The sequence below is a fragment of the Streptomyces sp. SN-593 genome (assembly GCF_016756395.1).
In the GTDB taxonomy this organism is placed as follows: Bacteria; Actinomycetota; Actinomycetes; order Streptomycetales; family Streptomycetaceae; genus Actinacidiphila; species Actinacidiphila reveromycinica.
In genome coordinates this window covers 2,326,110-2,330,055 of the sequence record NZ_AP018365.1, presented here as the reverse complement: position 1 = coordinate 2,330,055, position 3,946 = coordinate 2,326,110, and the positions used below count along the sequence as shown (strand labels likewise).

The following is a 3,946-nucleotide window of genomic DNA, read 5'->3' as shown; positions in this document are numbered from 1 at the left end:
ACGGACGAGAAGCAGATCCTGGGCGTCTTCTCCCTGGTGATGGCCGAGATCCTCGACCGCGGTCACGGGGCCACCGTGATCGACGACGCCAGTTGGCTGGCCATGGGCACCTACGTGCGGCTGCTCACCGAGCGCCGCCTCGACCGGATCAGCGCCCCGAGCCTGCTGATCCGGGCGGGACAGCCGCTGGGCGACAGCGACGACGTCTCCGACTGGCCGGCGTGGAACATCTGCGACGGCCAGGTGGAGATCGCCGCCGACCACTTCTCGCTGATCGAGACGGAGTCCGCCGTGACGGCGGCGGCGACCGAGGAGTGGCTCACGGCGGGCTCGCCGACGGAGGAGGACTGACGGGCCGCGAGGACGTGGCCCGCGTGACCGTCACACGCGGGCGACACGCCGCGCCGGGCCCGGCGCGGCGGTGCACGAGGAGAGAAGGGCCGGGAAGACCGGCTCGATATAAAAGTGATGAAAATAGGAGGAATTGCCATGGCGCTGGACGGCACGTGGGCGATCACGTACCAGGGTCCCACCGGTGACAAGCAGGCCGACCTGGTGCTCAGCACCGACGGGGAGACGCTGACCGGGACGTTCGACGGCACGCCGATCGACGACGGCGAGGTGCACGGCGCGGATTTCAGCTACACCGCCAAGCTCACCTCCCCGGCCAAGATCAAGGTCAAGACCACCGGGACGGTCGACGGCGACACCATGAGCGGCAAGGTCAAGGCGGCGTTCATGACGTTCTCCTTCTCCGGGAAGCGCAAGTAGGAGCGCGCACGGCGGGGGCCTGACGCGGGGAGCGGGTGCGCGCCGGGCCCCCGCGTCGCGCCGCTCCCCGCACCAGGTGCCCGCCGCTGCCCGGCGGCGAGCGCACGGCGGTTCCGACCTCCGGCCCCGGCGGCCGGAGGTCGGAACACGCGAGCCACCGAGCCAGACGTCACGAAGGGCTGCCCCATGTACCTCACCCAATCGCTGCACCGAGCCGTGCGCCAGTCGCCCGACGTGCCGTTCACCGTGTTCAACGGGCGCGCCCACACCGCCCGCCAGACCTACGACGTGGTCTCCCGCCTCGCCGGCGGCCTGCGCGGGCTGGGCGTGCGCAAGGACGACCGGGTGGGCCTGCTGTCGCTCAACACGGACCGGTTCTGCCAGATCGCGCTCGCCACCGCGTGGGCGGACGCGGCCGTCGTGCCGCTCAACACCCGCTGGAGCGCCACGGAGCACGCCTACGCGGTGGACGACGCCGAGGCGTCCGTGCTTTTCGTCGACGACGCGTTCCTGCCGATGGTCGCGGAGCTGCGGGCCAAGGCCCCCGGTCTGCGCACCCTCGTGCACTGCGGCGACGCCCCCACCCCCGAGGGCCTGGTGCCGCTGTCCGACCTGCTGGCCGCCGAGCCGGTCGAGGACGCGCACCGGCAGGGCGACGCGATGGCCGGCATCTTCTACACCGGCGGCACCACCGGCCTGCCCAAGGGCGTCATGCTGGGACACCGCCAGCTCTACGTCACGGCCCTGGGCACGCTGCTGCACACCAGGCTCCCGCGCGGCGGCGCCTCCATCCTCGCCGCGCCCGCCTTCCACCTGGCCGGGTTCGCGTTCTGGATCGTCGGCATGATGGCGGACATGACCACGGTGCCGGTGGCCCTGTTCGACCCGGTCGGGATCCTGCGCACCGTCCAGGAGCACCGCGCCAGGCAGACCCTGCTGGTGCCGGCGATGATCCAGGCGATCGTCAGCCACCCCGAGGCGGGCGCGTACGACCTGAGCAGCCTGGAACTGCTCGCCTACGGCGCCTCCCCGATCTCCGAGACGCTGCTGACCCGCGCCCGCGCGGCCTTCCCGTCCGCGCAGTTCCTCCAGGTGTACGGCATGACCGAGCTGTCGCCCTCCACCACCCTCCTCCAGGACGCGGACCACGACGACCCGGTGCTGCGCCGGTCGGTCGGTCAGGCCGCGCCGTACGCCCGGGTGCGGATCGTGGACGAGAAGGGCACCGAGGTGCCGCCCGGCACGATCGGCGAGATCGTCGCGGCCGGCGACCACGTGATGCTGGGCTACTGGAAGAAGCCGGCGGAGACCGCGGAGGCGGTCCGGGACGGCTGGATGCACACCGGCGACGTCGGCTACATGGACGAGCGCGGCTACGTGTTCGTCGTCGACCGGCTCAAGGACATGATCGTCAGCGGCGGCGAGAACGTGTACTCGACCGAGGTCGAGAACGTCGTCGCCAAGCACCCCGCGGTCGCCCAGGTCGCCGTGATCGGCCTGCCCGACGACAGGTGGGGGGAGCGGGTGCACGCCGTGGTCACCCTGGCGCCCGGTGCGACGCTCACCCTGGAGGAACTGTCGGAGTTCTGCCGGCGGGAGATCGCCGGCTACAAGTGCCCGCGCAGCCTGGAGAGCGTGGACCAGTTCCCGATGTCGGGGGCCGGCAAGATCCTCAAGCGCGAGCTGCGCGCGTCCGTCAGGTCCGGTACCGGCACGCCCGCGCGGGGCTGACGCACCGGCCCCGCCGGAAGGGCCCGGCCCCGGCCCCGGCCCCGTTCACGGACGACGGTGGCCGGGGCCGCCGCGCGGCTGCTCCTCGCGCGGCTCCTCGCGCCGCTGATCCCGTGTCGGTTCCCGTGCCGGGTCGAGGAGCCCGGCGAGGAGGGCGCCGAGGGCGTCGGGCGCTTCGAGCGTCATCATGTGGCCGGCTCCCGGGAGTTCGGCGTAGCCCGCCGCGGCCGCGAGCGCCCATCGGGGAACGTCCCAGCCGGCGCGTGAGCGCGCGCCGGCGACCAGGTGCACCGGGGTGCGCGCGAACACCTCCCGCAGCGACCGCTCGTAACCGGGACCGGAGGTGTGGGCGACGACCGCGCGGGCCATCGCCCGTACCGTGCCGGCGGGTTGGAAGGCCAGGGCCGTCGCGGCGGCCCGGACGCGCTCGCCGGTCGGTTCGATCCCCCCGTCGCGCAGCCAGCGTTCCGGGTCCGCCCGGTCGGCCCGCAGCAGCCGCTCCACCTCGGCGGGCGGCTTCCCGGCCAGTTGGGCCGACCAGAAGGCGTCCTTGAGCGTGAAGTTGCCCTCGACGCTGACGAACGTCGCGGTGCGGTCCGGGAAGCGGTGGGCGAACCCCGCGGCGATCACGCCGCCGACGGAGTGGCCGACGAGGTGCACCGGCCCGTCGGGCACCGCGCGTCCGAGGAGCGCCGCCAGGTGGTCCACCTGGGACTCGATGCCGATCTCCGCGGGATCGGCGGACGCGTCCGCTCCGTAGCCCAGCAGATCGGGGCAGAGGACCGGGGCCGGCCGCAGCTGCGCGACGGTTCCGGGGTCGGAGAACGGGCCGATCAGGCCGTGGAGGAGGATCACCGGGAACATGGAACGCCAGCCTCTCACGCGTCGTGACCGGTGGCGGCCCGAGGGCGGGTGCACGGCGCACCGGCCGCGGCGACGGAGGAGGACACATGGGCGGGCAGGCGGACGGGCAGGCGCGGGAGGAACAGGAGGAGCAGGAAGCGGGCCCCGAGGTGCGGGCGCGGGTCCTGGAGAGTTTCGGACGCCAGGGGCTGATGGCCCACCTCGGCGCGCGCATCACGCGGATCGCACCCGGCTCGGTGCACATCCTGCTGCCGCACCGTCCCGAACTCACCCAGCAGAACGGCTACTTCCACGCAGGCGCCACCAGCGCGGCGGCCGACAGCGCGGGCGGCTACGCGGCGCTGACCCTCTTCCCCGCCACCTCCGACGTGCTGACGGTCGAGTACAAGATCAACCTCCTCGCGCCCGCCCTCGGCGACCACCTGGAGGCGGTCGGCACGGTGCTGCGGTCCGGACGCACCCTGACGGTGTGCCGCCTGGACGTCTTCGCCGTCCGCGCCGCCGACCGCAAGCCGGTGGCGACCGGCCAGCAGACCCTGATCCGTGTCGAGGCGCCCCCGCGGTGAGCGCGCGGACAGCG

General features: G+C 73.4%; 4 protein-coding genes. 3 read left to right on the top strand and 1 reads right to left on the bottom strand.

The genetic code is table 11. From position 1 onward, the window contains the following. Window positions 1–489 precede the first annotated feature (489 nt). Window positions 490–771, top strand: coding sequence for a hypothetical protein (locus RVR_RS09565; protein ID WP_202233436.1), 282 nt, complete (start codon window positions 490–492; stop codon window positions 769–771). A 186-nt stretch (window positions 772–957) separates the two neighbouring features. Continuing rightward, the gene (locus RVR_RS09560; protein WP_202233435.1) at window positions 958–2,502 is read left to right on the top strand and encodes a long-chain-fatty-acid--CoA ligase; all 1,545 of its coding nucleotides are present in this window, start codon (window positions 958–960) and stop codon (window positions 2,500–2,502) included. Between the two features lie 45 nt (window positions 2,503–2,547). On the opposite strand, the gene RVR_RS09555 is transcribed toward RVR_RS09560, so the two are convergent. Then, the gene (locus RVR_RS09555) at window positions 2,548–3,357 is read right to left on the bottom strand and encodes an alpha/beta fold hydrolase (protein ID WP_202233434.1); all 810 of its coding nucleotides are present in this window, start codon (window positions 3,355–3,357) and stop codon (window positions 2,548–2,550) included. 95 nt (window positions 3,358–3,452) lie between these two features. Between RVR_RS09555 and RVR_RS09550 the strand changes: the two genes are divergently transcribed. Next, window positions 3,453–3,932, top strand: coding sequence for a PaaI family thioesterase (locus tag RVR_RS09550; RefSeq protein ID WP_202233433.1), 480 nt, complete (start codon window positions 3,453–3,455; stop codon window positions 3,930–3,932). Window positions 3,933–3,946 lie beyond the last annotated feature (14 nt).